The sequence below is a fragment of the Haloquadratum walsbyi J07HQW2 genome (genome assembly GCF_000415985.1).
In the GTDB taxonomy this organism is placed as follows: Archaea; Halobacteriota; Halobacteria; order Halobacteriales; family Haloferacaceae; genus Haloquadratum; species Haloquadratum walsbyi_B.
In genome coordinates, this window is sequence record NZ_KE356561.1 from 3420273 (window position 1) to 3440092 (window position 19820).

The following is a 19820-nucleotide window of genomic DNA, read 5'->3' on the forward strand; positions in this document are numbered from 1 at the left end:
AGAATAAAAATCATATACACAAGTATATACGATAACCACGGGTCCGACGGTTTTGAGCGTCAGATCTCACAGATACACATCAACACCTACTATCATTGCGAATACACGCATTGAGTGAAGAATACCAGTTTTGCCAAAACGATGCGAATTATAGTTCAGAAAACGCACTAAGATATCTTAGTTATCGTGACGAGTTACACACTGAGGAAGACCACGAACCTCTACAGCCTCCACATCTGGTGCCTTCACGATAGCCTGTCCTTTGGCAAACTTCGGGATCTCGTTGGTAAACTCACGCGGGACTGACGGAACGTCCTGAACAACTTCTCTACGAAGTTGGAGAAAAATATTCGTGTTGATCTGTTTGAGTATTTCATCATCAATGTCATCGGGGTTCTGCGTGATTGCAAGCAGTCCGAGTAACTCTTTTCGTCCCTGCTTGGCAGCCTGCCGAGCTTTTGACACGATGTATTGCTCACGTGTATTTGACGGTTCTGACAGAAACGTGTGAGCTTCATCGAGTGCGACCAACAATGGTGTGCCCTTGACAGCTGAATCAACCTCATAGTCTGTCAACTTGTTTTCAATGATATACGACAATAATGACAAAACGACGAGTTCCTCCTTCTTTCCACGAATATGACTCGTCGGGATAACGGTCACACGACCGGGACGGAACATCGCGTCGGTCATCTCGGTAAATGGTGCCCCCCCAGCGTCGAACACTGCGCTGTATTCTGATCGATCCACCCGCCGCATCACCGCCGACCAGGTGCGTGACGTGATATCGTTGTCAGTGCGGAGTTGGCTACTATCGTCGTCGTGCTCCTCGAGAAAACTAATAAAATCGTCGTAGGTCGGTTCACTGACTGACCGTGACTCGACAGCAGTGAAATACGCATTGATACATGAGACAATCGCACCACGAGTAACGTCAGACATATTATCGAACGGCATCAATAACTGTGGCTCATCGTCGACGACACTGAACGGAATCGACAGCTCACGTGAGGCACCTGTGTCTGGTAACCGTGTCCTGTTAACCTCAGGGACGAATATTTCGAGATCATCAATTCCGCCGAAGGCGACCCCATGTTGCCGCAATTCATTTTTGATATCCAATGAGGGGTTTTTTTCGTCTAAGCTCACCGTATTCGTTTTCAGGGTCAAAGATGATCATGCCTGCCTGTGCTCGGTCAGGGGCATCATCGATATTTACCTCAACCGGATACCGCTTCGTGTCAGCAAGCTGTCGTAGCAAATTCTTCGCAAAATGTGTCTTTCCGGTGCCTGTTGAGCCCGCAACAAGTGTGTGCCGAAACACCGCTGGTTCACCATCTTCGACATCGTTGGTCTTCGGATCGATACCAGGGTTCGAGATGTAATACGGGAATTTTTGATCGTTGATATTTATTGGAGCTCCACCGACCGATAGATAGCCAGCGAACAGACCGTCCTGTGGGATATTAAGTCCAGTTCGTAGGTATGTGTCATTTCGAGACAATTCGGTAACAGCATTGGGCTTCGGAACGCGGTTGACCGTGTGACGGGTCACATCATCACCAGTAGAATCAAGAATTGCTAGCGGGTCTAGCTCGGCCACCTGGACAAACTCAGACTCATCAATCTCACTGCCGGACTCAATGAGGCTGTACGATTCATTCCGGTCGTCAATGTCGCTGTAGGGCTCATATCGGAGTCCTTCAACGGCAGCAAAAAGATAGGTGTCACCGTCAGGGTACGGAATCTGGACGTAGTCACCAACTTCGACCGTCTCACGTTGGTCCGGAACGACGAACACAGAGAGGTTGTGTCCTTGACGTGAAATACGAATTTGATTGCTTGCGAGTACGTGACCGATGCCTAAGTTGGAGTGGTCTATCGTCTTCTCGGGTGAGACAGTCTGCATCCCGTTGGTCATAGTGTCCACAGATCCAGAGTCGGTCACTCCACCAGTGGTGTCGCTACCATCGGATTGTGATGAGACGTCTGGATTGGTAGAACTTTCAGAACTATTGCTACTAAATGGGTCAGAATCAAGAAGTTCATTTACATCGTCAGTCATGATAATATTCCCTCTCCAAGAAGATCTCTCCACCGACCATCTTCGTTGTGCTCGAATGTTGCATTTGACGTAGTGATCATCGCCTCTATGTCTTCACGGTTATCCCGCGTAATCTGTGCGAGTGTGTCTGCCCGCTGAATCGCTCGGGGTACGCCACGACGGGCGGCAATCTCCTTGAGTGCCTTCCATTTGACAGCTTGACGTGTAGACTCGTCTTGTACCATCAGGTACGGCGTTTCGATGCGAAGCATGTCACCAGTTTTTGGAAGCCGACAGTAGCAGAAAGCCCGACGGTACTGTTCGGGCTCTCCATGTGACAGGCTGTCCGAGAGTGGCTCAAGCAAACGGAGTACACTGTTGCCGATTACTTGCCCCTCTGAAACGAACCAGTCAGTGAAGGTGAAGTGACTCAGATACTCATCTTGAGCATCATAGAGCACCTGTGCGAAAAATTGCTCGTCCCGAGTCCACGGCACTGGAAGTTCACGACCGCGAGAGTCAGTCAGTCCATTTGCAGACACCTTCTGCCGAAGCGATTCTACTGTTTCAATTGCTGATGTTGTTTTTACAACACCAATGACTGGGTTACCAGCCGCATACTGCTGATCGATGATCTCGACGTAATTTTCTGCGATCTTTTCTGGTAAATCCCACACAGCTGCAGGGGAGTCTTGTCCGATTTCCTCTGCCAGTAACCAATACATGATACCGAGTGGAAGCACTGAACCGTCAATGAACAGTGGACCATCTATCTGGTCGAGTGAGTCGGCAGCATGCCCCCCTTCTGCTAACTTTTGTGCGGTAGTGGACAAGGAGGTGGTTATATCACGTGTGGACGCAGTCGATGTTGGGAACCGAACGAGATCGGCATGGATATCACCCTCGCTGATTGTCTCGTCCCGAAGGGTCGCATCCGGATTATCGTAGTACACTGCAGCTGTAATCTGGCTCGCAGTCTCAACTGACCGGTCAGCATCTGCTCCGCAGACAGCTAGCTTGGCATGTGCAATATCCAGAGCCAGTCCATTAGTGTATTCGATCGGTCGTGTAGTGCTTGCATCAATACCGTATGTCGGGCAGTCATCCCAGGGGTCGCCGGACCACGAGCCAATCTCTCCGATGGAAATCCGCTTGTAAGCCGGATCGCCGATTGAAGATACAGTTCCATCTTCAAAATGAAGATGCTCGAAGGCAGACCGGGCTCGCTCCGTTTGCGATGGCAGATCGTCTGGAATGGCTACATCGACTGTTTGGAGCAGCTCACCAATGACAGAGAAGCTTCGCTGATCCACTAGTCATCACCACCAGTTAGCGTAGTGATAGGGTCTTCAACAGCAGTTTTTGTAGTCGAGAGCGTAACTGAGCTTGTGTCAGTTGTCTCGTCAATTGCCACCTCGCACGTGTGGTCTGCCCCGTCTACCAGCGACGGGTCGTGTGAGACAACGAACACCTGCGGGACATTCCAACTCTGGACGGTGTCGAGCATCCCTTCCAGTTGTGAGACATGCTCATCGTCAAGGAACGTGGTCGGCTCGTCTAGGATGAGCGGAGGCAACTCAGCCGTGTTCCCGCCCTGCAACTCAGCAATCAGGCGGTAGAGACCAGTCCGAAGCGCGAGATTGATTAGAGCCCGCTCACCACCGGATGCGTTGCTTGGATCTTCCATCACTCCGTCATCGCGTTGTAATTTGATTGAATAATCCAGCCGATTACTTCGAGAGCGCTCTTGTTCGTCAATGACGATTCGCTGATATGCGGTATTCGTGTACAGCGAGTCGAACACGTCGCGGACGTATCGGTTGAGGTACGCAAGGTACTCGGAACGCAGTTCAGACTTCACCGATTCGTACATTGTGAGGAGTCGATCAAACTCAGCGTGCCGTTGGTTCGCCCACTCAGCCCGTTGTTCGTACGCTTCGATACGAGCTTTCAAATCTTGCAATTGATTACGCTGCTGTATCAATTGGACTCGTCGTTCGTTAAGTTTACTCCGCTCGTTCCGTTTATTCTCAAGATTCCCCTCAATCTCAGAAATTTTCTGAGTAAGATCCTTTTTTGCTTCCTCTAACTCATCTACATTCACCCCACCCATCTCGTCAAGTATGTCTTCGCGTTCACTCTCGAGGGTCGCAATCTCCTCGGTCAGTGAGTTGACTTTATCTGACAATTCCTGCAATTTGTCCTGTTTGTTGTCCAACTTCTGTGCAAGCGATTCCCGGTCGCCGTATAGGTCTACGATGGTCTCGAGTGGATCGACCTCGTTTTGCTCGATTGAGCTCGCTTCCTCGCGGAGTTGCGACACTGTTGCCTCCTGTGCTGACTTTTGATTCTTCAAATCATCAACATTCTCACGTTTCGCTTCAATCTCGCTATCGAGATCACTTACCCGTGGTTCAAGCTCTTCCTCCAGTTCTGTCGTAATTCTCTCTACCTCGTCTTGGTATAGTTGACGGGAGTTGTATAGTTCCACGAGTTGGCTCATGTCACCCCGAAGTTCCTGAAGCGTCTCAAGTTGACTGGATAATTCCGGAATGACATTTTGTTTCTCTCTCAGGTCAGTTTCCGTGTCTTGGATCTGCTCTCGAATCTCCTCGACAGCTTTCTTTGCTTCTTGCAGGTCAGACTGAGCGTCAGCCAACCGACTTTCCGCACGGTCCTGTTCGGATTTTGCGGTCGATAGCTCACGGGTGGCATCTGACACTTCTTGCCGGAAGAACGTGGTCAATTCCTCCAAAGATGCCTGGAGGTCACTCACAGAGCTCTCCTCAGATGATAGGCGGTCGATCCGATCTCGAACCGAATCCAGCTGGTTCGAAACCCTGTCGTGTTCTTTTTCGAGAGTCGCAATCTCCTCAGAGACGTGATCGCCGTCAACAGGCTGACGACACTGTGGACACTTGCCCTCGTCACCGAGTTTATCCAGCTCCGAGATGTCGTCTTCCAGTTGTTGAAGTTTAGCCTCTAGATTAACCCGCTGGTCTTTGGCGTCCTGAAGATCATCTTGGATCGAGTTTCGTTCCTGTTGAACGGTGTTATCAACCGCCATTTTTGCGGCAGGAGTCGTGCTCAGATCTAAATTCTCTACACTTGTGGTTTGAAGAGATACATCTAATGATATGCCGAGTCTGTCGGCTGTGTCAGTCAGTGCATCCCATCGGTGTTGGTATTCTTCAAACAGCGTTTCAGCTCGGCTCCGCGTTGCCGATAATGTAGACTCTTTTTTCTCGACCATTTCACGAGCAGACTCAACTTCGGTCTCCTCAGTGCGCACTGTCTCCTCGGCTGATTGAAGTTGATCCTGACGTGTGCTGATAGTGGTTTGAAGACTCGTGACAGCGTCTTCTTCTTCTGATAGCTCTTCTTCAACTGACGAAATCTGCTCGTCCAGTCGTGAGCGTGGGTCACCGTTAGGAAGTTTGTCCCAGTCCGGCACTTGCTCGACCCCACTCAGATCTACGTTCTCGGCGGTGCTGATCGTGGGCACGTATCGGACCAGTTGCTCGTAGACATCCGGAGCAAGGTCATTGATCCGTACAGAAAACTGCTCGATTTGTTCGTCCATCTGTTCGAGTTCAGCTTCAGTCTCCGCAATCTTTTCCTCAATTTCCTGTTGATTATCTTCCAGTGTGCCTAATTCCCGCTGTTCATCCTGCAATTCTAACTTGATATCTTGGAGCGTTTCACGTTCGTTGATGACTCTATCCTCAATTGTTGATACTTTGTCCCGAGCCTGATCGAGTGAGTCCATAGCCCCCTCTCGTGTAGATACGTCCCAGTCAAGTCCCTCTGCATGGGATTGGATTTCGGAATCGCGTTCGGATAGACGGTCGGACAAGCTATCAACCTCATCGGAGACTTTCGACTGATTCTGCTGGTGTTGTGCCCGTTCGTCCCTACACTCATCGATCTCTTGTTTCAAATCTTCAGTTTGCTCAGCAAGGTCATCGTAGCTGGAAATTTGACTTGTCACCTCATCGTGGCGATCTTCGAGCGTGTCCAGATAGTCTTCGCCCTCTGTAATTTTTGACTCGATGGTGCTGATACGTGACTGCAGTTGCCCGATTTCGGATTCAAACTCACTGACATCACGGTCAAACTGCACATCAATGTTATCTCGACGTGACTCTGCGTTGCTACTTGCGTTGTCCTCCACACGCCCAGCAGCACGGCGGGCTTGTTTCACACGCTCAATGTAGGTGTCAATCTGGTCTAGCCCGAGTAACCCGTCGATCATCTCAGCCCGATTATTTGCTTTGATCAATCGGTCAATGCCTCCCTGTTGCACGTACACAGAATTCACGAAGTCATCGGCACTCATTCCAAGCAAGGACGTGACTTTGCTTGCGACAGCTCGGACTCCGGAGACAGGGTTGGTCAGTGCAGGCGACCGCAGTTCAGCGGTACTGGCCGTGGAAGTCGTGTATATCTCCCAGAGTGCGGTATACTCGACGCCATCCACAGTAAAACCAAGTTCGATTTCGCCTTTATTCTCGCCGCGACGGACGAACCCATCAAGATTGAACGAGTGGCACCGGCACTGGTGATTTTTGACTGGTATAGCCCACCGAAGATGGACATCAATAACGAAGTCTTGCCAGCACCATTCTCACCGTGAATGAGTACAGATCCTTCTGGAAAGGTAATCGTCTCACTGTCATAGCTACGGATATTCTTAATACGAAGTGAGGTAATTTTCATTTATTTCCTCTCTCTGTCGTGAGGATATCATCGTGTGCGGTATTCATTGCGGTCTCTATGTCCTCTTGAATATCATCGGCGAGCCCAGTGCTTGCTGGGGAACCCGTGCGGAGGTCTGACTCAATCTCGGTCACAACGGCACTCACGTCTAGCTTTTCGATACGCGATTCAATCCGATGGTCGATACTTTCAGCGTTACCTGTCGGTCCCTCTGTTGGGTCTAGTTCGGGTCCCCCACGCTGATCTTTGACTTGGCACACTGCCGCTCCCTTGTCGAGTGCAACCTTTCGAACGTCTCGGGAGGACGTGGCAGTCGGTTCGCCAGCGAGGGTAATTTCCACGACACCATCAGCGAAGTTATGTTGGTTAAGAACATCTACTACGTGCTCAAGCATATCGCCCTCATCAAACTGTACCTGAATGTCATGAAACGGGCGTGTGTCGAGTGGGAGTCGAGTGCGTGTGAGAGTAGCGTCCTCAATTTCAAGTAACTGAACGGAGCGTTGGTCCTGCTGATCGCTGGCAGTTCGTTCAGTTGACCCGGGATACCAAACCTCGATACCGTCCACTCGGTCACTTCGAGGCGTGTGATCGTCACCAAGTGCAATCGCATCGAGATCAATATCAAGACGATTGAGCACATCGGTCAGCTCATGATCGGCTTCAATCTCTGGAAGTGGTGGCGCAAGTAGTTCGTGCATGGTTAATATGTTGAAGCAGTCACCCGGCGGTTCAGCGAGATCGAACTCACGATTGTTCCACACAGGCTGTGGGACACTGTCAATCCCATACAGAGCAACGTCACCATTGATCACGGTTGGCTCGTCATCAAGACGATCAGCCACATCAGTTTCATGGATTAGGTCAAGATGCTGAACATCTTGTTTTCGCTCGTGATTCCCGACGATTCCATAGAAGGGGATATCATTAGCAGACAACTCGTGGAGGGTGCTGATGCAGGCTAACAATACAGTGTTAGGCGGGTTGCGCATGTCGAACAAATCCCCAGTGTGAATCACTGCATCAACATCGTGTTCGATAGCTAGATCAACTCCCTGAGAGAAGGCAGCAAGAAAGTCGGTTCGTCTGAGGTCACTTCGGTATTGTCTATATCCGAGATGTGTGTCAGAAATATGAAGGATTCTGGTTTGGCTGGCACCGCCATGTGCTGATTGATCGGCATGATCACTAGTTGCCATTTGAGAGTATATCACATTGATATTTGGTCATATTTAAATCATTATGTACTTTGAGATTATGTCGAACTACGCCAGTAGGCGTACTCACGGCGTATGATTGAGCTGAGGATTAGTCTACAGACTTAGAGGGAGAATGCCTCCGAGGTTGTTCACGGTATTATACGATGATGATATGGCATCGTGTCGTCGACCGAGTTTCGACGGTCTCAGCGGCGAGTCTGTCGTCGATATGATTCGGAATATCAATTTGACGTCATAATACAACAATATTCTCATCGATCGTCATGCATCCACCTGTGCTCTCTCTCAATTAAATTATCCCCAATTGGTATTCTGATGGCGTCGAGATATGGTAGAGTCATGAGTGTGTATGTATCCTCCCCTTCCCGAGGATACAGAGACGATCGTGACGAGGATTCGTAATGAGTTGTGATTCTGAGAACCCAGGCTGCGAAGAGTCGACTATCAGTCCGACTATCCAAGTAATTGAATCAGTTGCTCAACAAAACTAGTGTTATGAGAGTCTGATATGTATTTACAACTCGAAAACGGGGGGTGTCCGACTATTCGAGTTCACCTATCTGTGTTGATCTTGGTTTTGTATTTGGAGTCCGCCCCGCCGTTTTGTCTAATACCAGTAATTCGATTACCGCTGACTCACTTGACCGCAATTACCGTTGTTCCATACACGTTGTTCGGGATAGCACTCAGTCGGTTTTGTATTTCTTTTTCATGTGCACGATTCATAACTACTTTTTTCGATTTTCGTGTCTGTCTACCTGCATGTGCGCAAATTTACGTCTCATATGCTAACGAAATGTTTGAATGTGGATATAACGACTCTATCACGTAAGAACATCCGTATAAATACAATCATCATGAAAATAATAACTATGTCTGAAATATCAGTAGGTTTGCATTATAATTTTCAATTGATATAATGATAGTATTTATGATTATTTCATCAAAATGTAATAACAACCGTACCTATATTATATCATCAGTCGCTCTGTGACAGCCCTTCCAGGATCGACAATCGCCACCAGTATGAGTAATAAATCAATCCGATATATCATCAACCATAGTCCGAATTTGTCCTTGAACAGCAGTCCATATGTGATTCTTGATCAAGTTTCAAAAATATATAATTGGAATACGGTAACATTCAGACTATGTACATCTTAGATCACGATTCCATTACGTGCTGTGGAGTGCAAGACCGTCTTCTTCGATGTACAACTGCTCAGCAGCGTCAGTCGACTCCAGACGATCGAATGCCCGCTTGACGATGTGTGACTCGAAATCGTGGTCTGTCGTGATTTCCTCTGCAAACACCGTATCCCGACCAAGTGAATCAAGATATTCATTCCGGACTATCGATACACACTTGTGAAGTTTTTCTGCGGATATCGCCCGCTCAAACAGCTCAATGTTATCGGTCAGCAGCGGGTCAGATTTATTATAAATCAGACTCCCGTCTCGAAGGTCGACGAAACAAACACTCACGTACTGGCTGTAATGTGTCCGGGCGAACTCAGTATCATCGACGTGCTCATGAACCCGGTCTGTCCAACCAGTTGGTGAAGCGATCCCTACGATATGGTGGACCTGTTGACGCTCTGCTTCTCGAACAATCTCACCCACAATGTCTAATACGTCGTCGAGACCAGTCGGCAACCCGTCGAATCCATTCGTCGCGTACGCTTCGAGGTGAGAGTACACACTTGCATGGATAACCAACTCACGCGTTCGACTGAGACCCATGTAAGCACTCTTCGTTACTTCGTATCGTGAGGTCTGGTTTGTCGGATACGCACCCACGTCTTCCTCCTCCTTGTCGTCTAACAGCGATTTCATCTGTGGTTCCTGATTCTGCCGGACATTTCGACTACTCCAGTATCCCTCTGGCACGGTAAACTCTCTCTCTGGGAGCGTGATACAATCGGCTTCCCGAATTGAGGTGTCAAATCGACCGATATAATCCATCTCGAACAGCGCAGCTGTGCTCGCAGTGACCACATTTTCTCCACGAATCCCGTTAATATCACCGGCAGAAGTATTCAGATTGTCGATCCGTCGTTCCAGCTCTGCCTGCCGTCGTTGAACCCGGTCCCGTGACGCCGTCATCTCTTCACGTCCACGCTGAAGCTGATTAACTTGCTCATAAAGTTCGTTTCGCTTATTATCAATTCTTTCTAGCTCGGCATCAAGCATTTGTGTGGCTTCTTTTCGCGTGGCTGGTCGCTCTGCGCGTGAACTTTCTTTACGGGCGGTCTCAAGCGCCTGCCTCGTCTCATTGAGTTTATCTGTGAGTTCTTGAACCCGTTCGATTCCTGCGTCAAGTTCGTCGACCGGCACACTCCCTAATTCTTCAGTCGAATCGAGTCGGTCTTTGAGTTCTGTCGCCTCAGCTGTTCCCCCTGCGAGTTCTGCTTCGATATCACGGAGTTCGGCGTCGATTTGACTTTTTCGTTGAAGATACTCGTCTCCAATTGACTCTGATAGTCGCTTGACCTCTTTGGTAACATCCGTGGTTACCTGTTCACGAGTTTCGGTCGCGTCTGCGACGGCTTCCACAGCCGACTCAATCTGTTCGACCATGTGCTCTAATCCATGAGCCTCAACATAAGTGAAAAAACCCTGTCGGATTCGCTCGTGACGGTCTTCATACCGCTCAACGAGCCGATCAATGACATCTTGTTGGACATTGGGGTTCTGGATGAGCTGATCCATGTCGCCAATCTGGGTCGATGTATACTCCTGAACGAGTTCGTACACTTCTCCTTCCATGCGACGTATTTGCTTGTTGATCTGTTCCTGATCAAGTATGTCAAACTGTTTGTACCGATCGAAGTCGACGACAGCTTGCAGCTCGGCCTCAATGAAGTCATTATCAAGTGACTGTGGGACTGTCGCGTCGGCATAGAAACTCGCAGCGATCAATAGCCGTGCTAATCGGCAGTCACCACGAACGCGGTCTTCCTCTGATGTGGTGAGGAAATCCGGGCAGTCCCGCCCATACTCGTAGATCAATTCCTGTTCATTCGCCTTGATATCATTGTACCGCTCGATACGTGCGCGTTCTGGCATCCGCCCTAGTGCAGCGAGGTCCTCGTCAAGAATCTGTTGAGCGGTATATGTGAGCTCTGTGAGGTAACTCTGGCAATCGGTCATGGCTGTTGTGATTGGCTCTCAGCGTAATTCGTCAGTTCGGTCTCGAAAAAGTCTCTGAGGAACGTTGGTGCCGGGTCGTGACCGATGATACTAATCTCAACAGTCACGTTACCCTCAGCCTCGGTGAGCGTGTACGACACAGTGGCGCGCCCCTTCTTAGTATACACCTCATATTCGTTGTGTTTTGCCGACTGTAGTCCAGCCTTTTTTTTGGAAAACATGTACTGGATGAACGACTCAATCGCCTCAACCGGGGCGGCAATGGTCTGACTCACCCGGACCGTCATTGGTTCGACGCTGGTGTCGGCTGACTCAAGTTCGTACGCAGATACGCGCTCTGCTGGGACTTTGTTGATTAATTGCTTATATAACTCATCATGAGCTGCGCCCTCTGCGACGCGAACGAGTCCCTCTGGTCGGTCGACAGTCCCGTCGACCCAATTATCAAATAGATACTCGACTCGCTTGCGCTCTGCATCACTCTCGTATTCGACTGCGTAGAGATATCGATCAGATCCCATCGCTCTTGTCCATATCGACTCCCCGGGAGGGAGTTAGTCTCCACATCGTACCGTATCGGGTGTCGATCTTTGACACAACCCTGGATTTAGTGCCAAGCTACAAATAACTACCTCCAAGTCCCCAGGATATCCGAGTGGGGACAGTGGCATATCTACTAACTCGTCAAAATACTAGTATAGTGATTCGTCCATTTTGGAGAGAATTCTAGACAGTCAGTTGGTAGAAATATTTATACTACCGGCGAAAGATATCTAGCTGAAGTCACATTTTCCAACACGTCAATGTAGGCGGGCAATCATCAACACATGTCAATAACAGATTGGATCAACGACCGATTCGGCTCAGACAGTACGACGACACTGCTGGACGAGAGCGTGTATAGCGATAGAGAACTCCGGAAAGACAAAGCAAAGCTCGAGCAGGGTCTCAGACAGACAGAGCAAAAGCTCGAAGAACACAATCAGCAGTACCAGAAATTACTTAGAGAAGGTGCTGAGGCCGACGAGATGCGTCGCCGGGTATACGCTAAGAAGGCAAAGCTGGAAAAAAAGAAGTACGAAATGAAGAAGCGAGAGTACAAGGCAAACAGTGTCAAGCTTGGAACGATCATTTCGGTCGAAGGAATGCGAGACGTGCTCGACACGGCAGACTCTGAGGTCAACCTCTCCGAACACATCCGAGATGCCGATACTTCCCAGCTACAGGGACGAATCATGGATCAGATGGCGGAATTTGGGCTAGAGATGGAAGATATGCAGCAAGTTGAGGAGGCACTCGACGTACCAATTCTCGACGATGATCTCGAAGACGGTGCAAGCGAGGAACTAGAGATGATGGAACGAATGGCAGCCGGCAGTGTCTCTGACGAGCAAGTCGACATTGAAGACGAACTGGATGCCAATTCAATGGAAGCCGACGAGACAGAGGAGCTGGTAGATATTGAAGATGATTTCGAAGGCACTCCAGATGTCTGAACTAGTCTATCATGTCTTTAGAGCGTAGCGCACAGAAAGAGTATTTTGAATCCGAATACAAACGATATCGTAAGCAGGCTGAAGCGGCTCGGCAGAATGGCAAAGCCAGTACCGCGGCGACATACTACGAGCAGTGTGCTGATGCCCTCAAAGAGTTAGCGGAGCTCGAAACGACAGACACGCTGGCTCAAGAGCGACGCAACCTCGCGTCGAATCTGACAAAAGCTGCAAAGAAACTGAGTCGGGACGGAAGCCTACGATCTGCAGACGACGAGACTGAAAACCCCGGTATGACCGACAGCCAGACGGGAACACACTCGGGACGCTCTCCGGATGCTGGTAATGAAGAGTCCGAGACAGATGCAGATATGTATCTTGAGGCGCCGCCGGAGATGGGGTTTGGCGACGTCGGCGGGATGACCGAACTCAAGCAAACGCTTCGAGACCAGGTGATCGATCCGCTGGAACGACCGGAGTTGTATGAAGAATACGAATTGGGTATAGTGAACGGACTTCTATTGCACGGACCTCCAGGGACGGGCAAGACATATGTCACCGAAGCGCTGGCTGGCGAATTATCATACAATTATGTCAATGTGCAAGCCTCGGAAGTCACGAGTTCGCTCGTCGGTGAAGCAGCCGAAAATATGGCAGAACTGTTTCGCGTTGCTCGAGATAATCAGCCGTGTCTACTCTTTTTTGACGAGATTGAGGCGATCGCTAGCGAGCGGAGTGGTGGGTCACAAAAGACGATGAGTGAAAGCCAGATGATCACGCAGTTTCTCACAGAGATGTCTGAAATGAAAGGTGAAGATGTGGTGATTGTTGGTGCGACCAATCTCCCGGACGATATCGATGGGGCAGCGTGGCGGCGGTTCGACGAGCGAATTGAGGTCCCACCGCCGGATGCGACTGCCCGCGCAGCAATCCTTCGAGTACATCTTCGGGAGCGACCCGTACTCACCGATAGCATCGATTGGACGGAAATCAAAGATCAGACCGAGGGATACTCGGCGAGCGATCTCGAGCTGATTGCATCGAAAGCGGCACGAAAGGCACTTCAGCAGGCTCGTGATTCAGATGACATCGTGCCGATTAGTCAGTCGCATCTCGAGACTGCAATAGCTGAGACGGCATCAAGTCTAGATGCTTGGGATGACACATGAGACGGTATCTGACATTGAAGCAAGATGCCTCGGTGAGCGACGCTGTTCAGCAAGTACCGATCGACGAGACAGTTGGTGTCTACAGGATCGCCGATGGGACGCACAGTATCGTCGCAGAGACAAGTGAGGAGGTAATCGACTTAGGAGTTCGTGATGCGGCTGTCTCTCGAAAGCACGATGGAGAAGCCCCAGTACAGTTCGAGTCTATAGATGAAGGGATTCGAATAAATAATCAGACCAGTACGAACCCAGTGACGGTCCGACAGCGCAGTCGTGACATAGACCTCACGAATGGCGAACAACTGGTTGTAGAGAACAGTTGTGTCGTCTCACTCGGTATCACGACTGATGTCCGTGCCACTGCCGAGCGTGATTGTGACACGCTTTCGAGAGACCAACTTGCTGATCTCCTCGACATGGAGGCAGATGGTGGAGTGATGCGAGGTGTCGAACCGGCGGCTCACGCCTCTTCACTGGCGACAAATCTTCGACAGGCAAGCCAAACCTCTGTTACAGAAGCACAAAAATGGGTTACTGAAATTCAGAACTTTGTCGAAAACAACACACGCACTGACCCCGACTATGATAAGATCTTGACTGAGCTCCGAACCACGCGTGACCAGCTGAATGCGAAAATCAGTGGACCATTGAGTGGGAGTGACTTGGACGAAGAACGGCAAAATGAGTTGGAACTGATTGCCGCTCGTGTTGAGAATCTTTACGCCCGCAAGTAAATTCCTCGACATACTCGCCCACCGAAATCACTACGTCGGGTCGCTCTCCAAGGACGGACTTGCTATGCTCTCGCATCGGATGTTCCGCCTCCATGACGGAATTTGAAAGTAAAGCAGAGAATCACCACGATCCTCACCATCGATGATGCCAGTCTCCACAGAGGATATGATTTGGACCATCCCAGCCAGACTCAGCAGTGACGGCAATATAATGAACTGATCGTTGTTATTATTCTATTTTAATTCACTTCGATGAATAATACTCCTTACAATCCGCGTTGAGTACGCCTACTGATTGCATTTCATTCCGTTCATCGGGGGGAAGGAACTCAGCCTGTAAATATTAAATCACCTGATCCTACATAATAGTCCACGCGGTGAGATAGAAACTGACTGATACTGGTGATAGTCCTCTTTTTGATGACGTCTCCACGCGGAATTACATGAGTCGAGCCTCAAGGGTTAGTTTGGAGCCTAACGAGTAATAGTAGGAATTTATAAACACAGTGATCAGTCGGAAGTATATTATTCTGCTCTGTTTATTCTCTCCTCGAACACAAAATAACAGAATGGACAACTACTCACGGGACACCTTGGTATCGGCATCTATCTTGAGTTGCGGACGGTTGTCATATTCGTCGACCTTGATTCCGCTCAGCTGGTATGCTGTCCCCTGAGTGAGTGTTTCTACAGACTCGCTTTCACCGTCACCTGAGACAACGTAGTTGAATTCATAGCCGTTTTTCAGTCGCAGAGTCCCGAGTTGTTCGATTTCCCATCTACTCCGTTGTGCCGTGCTCTTGGCGACACACTCGATATTGACCCTATCGCAGTCTGTGTTGAACGGGACATGAACTGTCTCGATGAATTCCTCGATATCAGTGATGAACGGCGACACAGCGGCTGAGTCGGTCTGGATATCAAGTCGATCTTTCGTTCGCGTAATTGCCACGTAGAAAAGACGGCGTTCCTCAGCTAGTTTCGTTTCTTGTGGATCGACGACTTTCGTCAGCTGATTGCCGTTCCCGGTGCTGGGAAACCCGTCGGACCGATTGGCTGCTGCGTTGGCAATGATCACGTGTTCCGCCTCAGTTCCTTTTGCACTGTGGGCAGTTGTTACCCGGACACCATCCGAATCTCCGATAGGAATCCCACGGTCCTCTAGACCTTCCCGAATCTCTCTCATAAACCGTGATCCACGCTCGTTACGTGCGATTACCAGAATTTCATCGGGAGAGCGCCCGGCTTTAGACACCGACTCACCGACTAACTGACAAATACAATGGACTCCGTTGGTAACATACTGGAACTCGTCTTGCCCACCGACGCGGTGGACCGTTGGGATTGTTTCTGCCGACGATTCAGCCTCCAGTGATTTCGGCACTACGCCTGAGCGTTCGGACATTAATCTGTTACTTGCATCGACGACCGCCGGAGGGCACCGATAGTTGACAGTCAACTCTGTGGTTTCCGCGGGACTAAAGTTGTCTTCGAAGTCAGTGAAATATTCTGGTCGAGCTCCTCTGAACCCATTTATACTCTGCCAGTCGTCGCCAACGGCATACAGATGTGGGCGGTCGTTTATATTCAGTAGTTCCTGAACCATCCGGATTTGCGCCCTATCGAGATCTTGGAACTCGTCAATCAAGAAGTGGTCATAATTGAACTCTGTAGAAACCACTCCTTCGGTTAGTAGGTCCACGGCTTCAAGAATCATGTCCTCATAGTCTAGTGCATCGTATCGATCATACGTATCCTGATACACATTCAAGAGAATAGCTGCCGCGTGGCTGAAGTGATACACCATCGGGTCTTCCTCTTTGTCGAGTCGTTCGAGATCAGAGGGCTCAAACCCAGTGCTCTTGGCTTTCTTAACGAACTCACTCAACGCCTCTTCTACCTCTGTTATAGTCTTGACATGTGTGTACGCAGCGTTGATCTGGTCGCGCTCACTTCTGCGAGAAGACATATCGACTCCCTGGGTGTCAAGTTTCGCTCGAATCAACTTCGGAATCGTCTCAAGACTGTGATCATCACCGTGTATGGCTATCACTTTCCGGTCAGGATGTGCCTGTTGTTGGGCCTGCCGGCTTAATTTCAGCGTTTGCTTTTTATTATACTGATCTTTTTGAGATTGAACTCTTGAGGATGGATAGTACTCGATCGTGACATTCTGATCTGGGAGTGTAAAATCGGGGATGACGGTTTCATCGGACATCTCTCGAACCGCTGCGTCGAACTGTCGGTATCTATACTCGATGCCATACTCAAATAACATATCAGCAATCTTTCTATGCGCATCACGCTCCTGATGAGCTGTTGGATCGAGGGTTTCTCCACGTCGGGTCTTTGAGGAACTGTATTTGAGCGATTCGACGTACTGCTTCTGTTCCTGATGATCCATGGAAAGTTGCTCGCTCTGCCAGGCCTCTTGGAACTGCTCATAGTGATGTCGGAACGTTGGATCCTCATCCAGAAGCTGGCGTCGGTATCGCCCAATCTCCCGCATCCGCTGCACATTCACCAGCGTTGTGTGGTCAGGATTTGCTTTCCGCGTTATCTTCCCTCCCATCGAGTGGAGTGTCCGAGCGTCGATATTTGTGATTCCGAAGAGGTCATTGATTCGCGATGAGATCTCACTTGCAGCGTCTCGATTGAACGACAGAGCCAAAATTCGGTCTGGTGGCGTCCCCTTGTCGACGAGGTACTTTGCCCGGCAGGCCAGTGAAAATGTTTTACCTGTCCCTGGACCTGCAATTACCCGGTTATGTACTTCGTTCGTCATCACAGCCACGTTTTGTGAATCGTTGAGCGTCAGCTCTTCATTTCCCAGCCCTGAGAACGTGTTATTAAATCGATCGAGTTCCTGATTGAGGAACTGCTCGTTATACTCGTGAACACGCGATTCGAGCGAATCGAGAGTTGTATCGATTTCGGCATATGCCGCTTTATCAACTTCCGCGAGCGGTTCCAGTCGTGGCGAGGTGTTTTCGAACGAGGTTCGAACGGTCTCGATGGATTCGAGACATTGCCTAGCTTCGGCGTCCGTGAGGTAGTGATCCATATCTAGCGTGTCATCAATCGTCACAGAACACTCTCTCAGCTCTGTCTCTAGCCGCTCATAAACCCCTTCAAAATCAGACTTAGCTCTGATGAACGTTTCAGCTGCCTGTAATTCACTCTGAAACGTGGTAATCTGTTCCCTCTGAGGGTCAGTGAGATACTCGGGTGCACGTGTCTCCTGGAACTCGGCGAGACGAGACTGACCTCTCTCGATTTCCGACTGGAGTTCATCTAAATTAACCGGAAGTGGAGCACCCTCCTGTCGAGCGTCTTGGAGAGCGGCGTTCACTCGCTCGATAATCGGCTCGATGTCTGCAATCAGCGTCGCTACCCGAGATTGTGCAATATTCGGGTTGTTGTCTGTCACCTGAGAGCGCAACGAGGCTTCCGTCTCTACCATGGTGTCGAGCTGACGGAGATCAGCATCTGAGAGCGGCTCCGTGCGAAGCTGCTGTCGCACGGTTCGCAATGACTGGCTGATTTCATTTAGAGACGACATCATCTCGTCTTCTTGATCTGTGGTGAGCAACTGACCCTCAGAGAGAGTAGTATCGACACTCTCTGTCGCTGACTCGAGTTTTGGACCGATTGTCTCGACCGCTTGAGTGAGCTTATATTTCGAACGAAGGTACTGTTCATACTCGTGAAGATCTGCACAGAGTGTCTCAATGGTCCGCTGTTCGCTCGCCCGTAGGTAGTCCCGGCTTTCCCCCAATAGCCCGCCCAGATCAGTCTGTAACCGTTCGAGCCTCCGAGCGGTCTCGTTAGCGTCGTCGGCGAATGCTTCACCGAGCAACTGGGCGTTGTAGGCCTCCTCTTCAATGAGATGGCGCTGTTCGCGGGCTTCTGTCCGCAGTTCATCGAACTGAGATTTACAATCGTCGCGGCGAGTCTCAGCTGACTCGATATCGGCTTCGAGTGTGGCAAAGAACAGCCCCCGTAGAAAATCCGGACAAATAGCGTAGGTTCTCCGGTTTTTTCGTTCATCGAGTCGCTCGCGAGTCTTCTCCCATGATCCGACACTATCGGCGCGGTCGGCAGCGGATTCATCATTAGATTGGTCGTGTTGGGTGGTATCTGTCGCCGCTGACCTTGTCTCAGAGACCGCCTGTGAAGCTTCATTCAGTCCGGTATTATGGTGGTTCATAGAGGATCCTGTCGATATCCCGACATTTTTACCGTACACGTCACGTAATCCGTCAAGTTCGTCTCGGAGATACACGATGGTATCGTATCGGGCAGTCTTTGACTGCTGGATAGCGGGCATCAGAACCTCGTCGAATGCCTCTGGGACATCCGCACGATGACTCGGCGGAATGGGATCAGTTGTGAGTTTGTGTTGTCTGATCGTCGCTGCGTCACCGTCAAATGGTAGCTTGCCAGTGACCAATCGATACACGAGTGTCCCCACCTGGTAGAGGTCCGTCGATTGGTCTGGCTGACCAAAACTATCAGAATCTAACTGTTCTGGGGCTGCATAGGACACGGTCATATCCTGGTGGTCTATCGTATCCATTAGAGTCTTAGCACTGCCCCAGTCGCCGATCTTGGGGAACGGCCATCGTCCGTTCGTCTGTCTAAATAGAATATTCCCCGGTTTGATATCCTGATGTACAACTCCGTTCTGGTGTGCATGCAAGAGTGCCCGACAGACACTGTATCCGATCCACAGCGCCTGTTCCAGCGGGAGATCTCCACTTTCCAATCTCGTGGCGAGACTCCCTCCGTCCATGTACTCTAATGCGAGCCACGGCACAGGTGAGTCGCTCCATTCGATTACATCAACAATGTGGTCTCCAGCACTGATCGTATCAGCGTTGTCTGCTGATTCGACTGCGCTAAGCGCCGCCCATTTCTCGGCTCTCTCAGAAAACCGCTCGGCAAATGCTGCCGAGATTGTTTGATCAGTCGCTGGTTGCTTGATTGCTAGCGGAGTCGTGGAGTTCCCATGTTGCACCTCGACGCGATAAATGTCGTACAATTCTGACGTGTGGATCGGTTGCGTGTCAGCCGTCGAAATCATCTTGTAACTGACAGACATTTCTGGACATCGAGGGGCGGTCGTTGGTTGACCGGTCCCACTCAGTCCTGGCATATGACACGTATTCCAGTTTGAGTGGTATGTATCCATCGACAGATTACCGTTTGGTGGTTGTTTGAAATGGTACCCAGCTACACTCATCTTTCTGTGTATTAAGGGCTTGAAACACAATCCCATCAGGCGG

The 19820-nt window shown here is 49.9% G+C and carries 12 protein-coding genes; 3 read left to right on the forward strand and 9 right to left on the reverse strand.

Annotated elements, in window-relative coordinates; all coding sequences use genetic code 11:
* Nucleotides 1–177: 177 nt before the first annotated feature.
* From J07HQW2_RS19270 to J07HQW2_RS15925, 8 genes are all read right to left on the reverse strand, one after another.
* Entirely contained in the window at nucleotides 178–1149 is a 972-nt protein-coding gene (locus J07HQW2_RS19270; RefSeq protein ID WP_021056684.1) for an ATP-binding protein, read from the reverse strand.
* Nucleotides 1106–2065, reverse strand: a complete 960-nt coding sequence (locus tag J07HQW2_RS19275) for a helicase HerA domain-containing protein (RefSeq protein WP_021056685.1) — start codon at nucleotides 2063–2065, stop codon at nucleotides 1106–1108. The genes J07HQW2_RS19270 and J07HQW2_RS19275 overlap by 44 nt, the downstream gene beginning before the upstream one ends.
* Nucleotides 2062–3357 carry a DNA double-strand break repair nuclease NurA gene (locus tag J07HQW2_RS15905; RefSeq protein WP_021056686.1) on the reverse strand — a complete coding sequence of 432 codons (1296 nt, stop codon included), beginning with the start codon at nucleotides 3355–3357 and terminating at the stop codon, nucleotides 2062–2064. The genes J07HQW2_RS19275 and J07HQW2_RS15905 overlap by 4 nt, the downstream gene beginning before the upstream one ends.
* Nucleotides 3357–6524 (reverse strand): ATPase involved in DNA repair, encoded by a 3168-nt coding sequence (locus J07HQW2_RS15910; RefSeq protein ID WP_021056687.1) that lies wholly within the window; start codon nucleotides 6522–6524, stop codon nucleotides 3357–3359. The genes J07HQW2_RS15905 and J07HQW2_RS15910 overlap by 1 nt, the downstream gene beginning before the upstream one ends.
* Complete coding sequence (locus J07HQW2_RS20140) at nucleotides 6440–6763, reverse strand: AAA family ATPase (RefSeq protein WP_394324617.1); 324 nt, start codon at nucleotides 6761–6763, stop codon at nucleotides 6440–6442. Before J07HQW2_RS20140 ends, J07HQW2_RS15910 begins: the two co-directional genes overlap by 85 nt.
* Nucleotides 6760–7962, reverse strand: coding sequence for a metallophosphoesterase family protein (locus tag J07HQW2_RS15915; protein WP_021056688.1), 1203 nt, complete (start codon nucleotides 7960–7962; stop codon nucleotides 6760–6762). Before J07HQW2_RS15915 ends, J07HQW2_RS20140 begins: the two co-directional genes overlap by 4 nt.
* Nucleotides 7963–9159: 1197 nt before the next feature.
* Entirely contained in the window at nucleotides 9160–11136 is a 1977-nt protein-coding gene (locus J07HQW2_RS15920; protein WP_021056690.1) for a coiled-coil domain-containing protein, read from the reverse strand.
* Nucleotides 11133–11657: a hypothetical protein gene (locus J07HQW2_RS15925; RefSeq protein WP_021056691.1), complete on the reverse strand. Its 525-nt coding sequence runs from the start codon at nucleotides 11655–11657 to the stop codon at nucleotides 11133–11135. The genes J07HQW2_RS15920 and J07HQW2_RS15925 overlap by 4 nt, the downstream gene beginning before the upstream one ends.
* Before the next feature lie 306 nt (nucleotides 11658–11963).
* Between J07HQW2_RS15925 and J07HQW2_RS15930 the strand changes: the two genes are divergently transcribed.
* The 3 genes from J07HQW2_RS15930 to J07HQW2_RS15940 are packed head-to-tail and all read left to right on the forward strand — an operon-like array spanning nucleotide 11964 to nucleotide 14532.
* On the forward strand, nucleotides 11964–12632 hold the full coding sequence (locus J07HQW2_RS15930) for a hypothetical protein (protein WP_021056692.1): 669 nt from the start codon (nucleotides 11964–11966) through the stop codon (nucleotides 12630–12632).
* 11 nt (nucleotides 12633–12643) lie between these two features.
* Entirely contained in the window at nucleotides 12644–13798 is a 1155-nt protein-coding gene (locus tag J07HQW2_RS15935) for an ATP-binding protein (RefSeq protein ID WP_021056693.1), read from the forward strand.
* Nucleotides 13795–14532: a hypothetical protein gene (locus J07HQW2_RS15940; protein ID WP_021056694.1), complete on the forward strand. Its 738-nt coding sequence runs from the start codon at nucleotides 13795–13797 to the stop codon at nucleotides 14530–14532. Before J07HQW2_RS15935 ends, J07HQW2_RS15940 begins: the two co-directional genes overlap by 4 nt.
* A 577-nt stretch (nucleotides 14533–15109) precedes the next feature.
* Here J07HQW2_RS15940 and J07HQW2_RS19280 read toward each other — a convergent pair.
* The gene (locus J07HQW2_RS19280) at nucleotides 15110–19690 is read right to left on the reverse strand and encodes a UvrD-helicase domain-containing protein (RefSeq protein ID WP_021056696.1); all 4581 of its coding nucleotides are present in this window, start codon (nucleotides 19688–19690) and stop codon (nucleotides 15110–15112) included.
* Between the last annotated feature and the right edge of the window lie 130 nt (nucleotides 19691–19820).

What these genes read in the sequence shown, in the direction of transcription:
- J07HQW2_RS15935 (WP_021056693.1), top strand. Translation starts at nt 12,644, where the DNA reads ATGTCTTTAGAGCGTAGCGCACAGAAAGAGTATTTTGAATCCGAATAC.
- J07HQW2_RS15925 (WP_021056691.1), bottom strand. Translation starts at nt 11,657, where the DNA reads ATGGGATCTGATCGATATCTCTACGCAGTCGAATACGAGAGTGATGCA.
- J07HQW2_RS19275 (WP_021056685.1), bottom strand. Translation starts at nt 2,065, where the DNA reads ATGACTGACGATGTAAATGAACTTCTTGATTCTGACCCATTTAGTAGC.
- J07HQW2_RS19280 (WP_021056696.1), bottom strand. Translation starts at nt 19,690, where the DNA reads ATGCCAGGACTGAGTGGGACCGGTCAACCAACGACCGCCCCTCGATGT.
- J07HQW2_RS15915 (WP_021056688.1), bottom strand. Translation starts at nt 7,962, where the DNA reads ATGGCAACTAGTGATCATGCCGATCAATCAGCACATGGCGGTGCCAGC.
- J07HQW2_RS20140 (WP_394324617.1), bottom strand. Translation starts at nt 6,763, where the DNA reads ATGAAAATTACCTCACTTCGTATTAAGAATATCCGTAGCTATGACAGT.
- J07HQW2_RS15930 (WP_021056692.1), top strand. Translation starts at nt 11,964, where the DNA reads ATGTCAATAACAGATTGGATCAACGACCGATTCGGCTCAGACAGTACG.
- J07HQW2_RS15940 (WP_021056694.1), top strand. Translation starts at nt 13,795, where the DNA reads ATGAGACGGTATCTGACATTGAAGCAAGATGCCTCGGTGAGCGACGCT.
- J07HQW2_RS15920 (WP_021056690.1), bottom strand. Translation starts at nt 11,136, where the DNA reads ATGACCGATTGCCAGAGTTACCTCACAGAGCTCACATATACCGCTCAA.